General features: G+C 70.8%; 2 protein-coding genes and 1 tRNA gene. 2 read left to right on the top strand and 1 reads right to left on the bottom strand.

Annotated features, from left to right (window positions below):
- Window positions 1–26 precede the first annotated feature (26 nt).
- A complete protein-coding gene (locus HMPREF3105_RS02030; protein ID WP_002854135.1) occupies window positions 27–551 on the top strand; it encodes a SixA phosphatase family protein in 525 nt (174 codons plus the stop codon).
- 79 nt (window positions 552–630) lie between these two features.
- Here HMPREF3105_RS02030 and HMPREF3105_RS02025 read toward each other — a convergent pair.
- Window positions 631–704, bottom strand: a tRNA-Arg gene (locus HMPREF3105_RS02025).
- Window positions 705–948: 244 nt separating this feature from the next.
- On the opposite strand from HMPREF3105_RS02025, the gene HMPREF3105_RS02020 reads away from it, so the two are divergent.
- Window positions 949–2,793: a phosphoenolpyruvate carboxykinase (GTP) gene (locus HMPREF3105_RS02020; protein ID WP_049147908.1), complete on the top strand. Its 1,845-nt coding sequence runs from the start codon at window positions 949–951 to the stop codon at window positions 2,791–2,793.
- Window positions 2,794–2,842 lie beyond the last annotated feature (49 nt).

Here is a 2,842-nt window from a genome sequence, read left to right as displayed (position 1 = left end):
GGGGGCCGTCGCCGTAGCCTGGCCGCATGAGCACCGCCGACGCGAAGACCCTGATCGTCCTCCGGCACGCCAAGGCCGGCTGGCCCGACGCGGCCGACGACCATGCCCGCCCGCTCGCCGAGCGAGGCCACGCCCAGGCGCCCGCCGCCGGCGACTGGCTCCGCGAGCACGACCTCGTCCCGGACGCCGTCGTGTGCTCCGATGCGCTGCGCACCCGTCAGACGTGCGTGTGGGTGTGCGAGCGCCTGGGCGAGCTGGCACCCACGCCCTACCTGGACCCGCGGCTCTACGGCGCCGACGCGGCGCGGGCCCTGGCCGTCGTCAACGAGACGGAGGAGACCACGCGACGGCTGCTGGTGGTGGGCCACATGCCGTGGGTGCAGGAGCTGGGCATGCGGCTGATGAGCCTGGACTCGGACCAGGACGCGGCGCTGCGCATGAGCGAGCACTACCCGACGCTCGGGATGCAGGTGTTCCGGGTGGAGAAGCCGTGGGCCGAGCTCGACGGCCGCGACGCCGCCCTGACGCACTTCGTGGTTCCGGGGCGCTGACCTCCGCGGCGGCGGGCGTGGCAGAGGCGCGCCGACATGACGAAGGCCCCGCTCCAGCAGGAGCGGGGCCTTCCGATCGTGCGCCCAAAGGGATTCGAACCCCTGACCTTCTGTTCCGTAGACAGACGCTCTATCCAGCTGAGCTATGGGCGCATCATCCGATCCGCCGGAGCGGCTCGAACTCGTAGAACACTACAGGACCTCTCCGGCGAAGTGCAAATCGACGGTCTGCGGCGGTCTGTGTCGGGGGTGTGGCGGAGGCGCGGTCATGATAGCCGGGCTCGGGTACCATGGCAGGACCGTGCGGCCACAACGATGTGGTGCGCGCTTCGGCGGTGCACGCATCGGAGTGGACGGGACGGAACGGCCCCGGACCCCAATGGGAGGACTCTCCACCATGGCTGACAACGCCACCACCTCGTTCGCGGATCGCGCCCTGGCGGACGCGCCCACGGACTACGCCCAGCTGCGCGAGTGGGTCGCTCAGATCGCAGAGCTGACGCAGCCGGACTCCGTCCAGTGGGTCGACGGCTCCGAGGAGGAGCGCGACCGTCTCGCGGACGAGCTCGTGGCGGCGGGCACCCTGACCCGCCTGGCCGAGGACAAGTTCCCCAACTCCTTCGCCGCGTTCTCCGATCCCGCCGACGTCGCCCGCGTGGAGGACCGCACCTTCATCTGCTCCGAGAAGGAGGAGGACGCCGGCTTCACCAACAACTGGATGGACCCGGCGAAGATGCACGGCATCCTCGACGACGCGTTCACCGGCGCCATGCGCGGCCGCACCATGTACGTGATCCCGTTCGTGATGGGCCACCTCGACGCCGAGGACCCGAAGTACGGCGTGGAGATCACCGACTCCGCCTACGTGGTCCTGTCGATGCGCATCATGGCCCGCATCGGCCAGGACGTGCTGGACAAGATGTCCCGCGAGCAGGCCTTCTACGTGCCGGCCGTGCACTCCGTGGGCGCCCCGCTGGAGCCGGGCGAGCAGGACGTGCCGTGGCCGTGCAACGAGACCAAGTGGATCGTGCACTTCCCCGAGGAGCGCTCCATCTGGTCCTTCGGCTCCGGCTACGGCGGCAACGCCCTGCTCGGCAAGAAGTGCTACGCGCTGCGCATCGCCTCCGTGATGGCCCGGGACGAGGCCTGGCTCGCCGAGCACATGCTGATCCTCAAGCTGACCAACCCCGAGGGCCGGTCCTACCACATCACCGGCGCCTTCCCGTCGGCCTGCGGCAAGACCAACCTCGCCCTCATCGACCCCACGATCGAGGGCTGGAAGGCCGAGACCCTGGGCGACGACATCACCTGGATCCGCGCCGGCAAGGACGGGGAGTTCCGCGTGATCAACCCGGAGACCGGCTACTTCGGCGTCGCCCCCGGCACCGGCTGGTCCACCAACCCGAACGCCATGCGCGCGATCTCCAAGGGCAACTCCATCTTCACCAACGTCGCCCTCACCGACGACGGCGGCGTGTGGTGGGAGGGCATGACGGACGAGGTCCCCGAGCACCTCACCGACTGGCGTGGCAACGACTGGACGCCCGAGTCCGGCACCCCGGCCGCCCACCCGAACTCCCGGTTCTGCACGCCCATCGAGCAGACGGACATGCTGGCCGACGAGTACCGCGACCCGCGGGGCGTGAAGCTGGACGCCATCCTGTTCGGCGGCCGCCGCAAGACCACCGTGCCGCTGGTGACCGAGGCCTTCGACTGGGAGGACGGCATCCTCAAGGGCGCCACCCTCTCCTCGGAGACCACCGCGGCCGCCGCCGGCGCCGTGGGCGTCGTGCGCCGCGACCCGATGGCCATGCTGCCGTTCCTCGGCTACGACGCCGGCGACTACCTGGCCCACTGGGTCAGGGAGTCCGGCAAGGCCGACCCGGAGAAGCTGCCGCGCATCTACCTGGTCAACTGGTTCCGCCGCAACCGCGACGGCGGCTTCGCCTGGCCCGGCTTCGGCGAGAACTCCCGCGTCCTGAAGTGGGTCGTGGAGCGCCTCGAGGGCAAGGCCGAGGCCGAGGAGACCCCGATCGGTCTCGTGCCGGCCGCGGGCTCGCTCGACCTGTCCGGCATCGAGGTGTCGGCCGAGGACCTCGAGGACGCCCTCAAGGTCGACGCCGCGGAGTGGGCCGAGGAGAACGAGCTCATCGAGCAGTGGCTCGGCCGGTTCGGCGAGTCGCTGCCCGCCGTCGTGCGCGAGCGCTTCGAGGCGCAGAAGGCCCGGTTCGCCCAGGCCTGAGCCCCGCCGCACGCGGAACGGCCCGCACCCGTGAGGGGTGCGGGCCGTT

This window comes from Micrococcus sp. HMSC31B01 (assembly GCF_001816085.1).
GTDB classification, from domain to species: domain Bacteria; phylum Actinomycetota; class Actinomycetes; order Actinomycetales; family Micrococcaceae; genus Micrococcus; species Micrococcus luteus.
Note: the sequence above shows the minus strand (reverse complement) of the source record. Positions and strands in the feature narration are given on the sequence as shown.

Bases quoted from the DNA above. Each gene is read 5' to 3' on its own strand.
- HMPREF3105_RS02030 (WP_002854135.1), top strand. From the start codon at position 27: ATGAGCACCGCCGACGCGAAGACCCTGATCGTCCTCCGGCACGCCAAG.
- HMPREF3105_RS02020 (WP_049147908.1), top strand. From the start codon at position 949: ATGGCTGACAACGCCACCACCTCGTTCGCGGATCGCGCCCTGGCGGAC.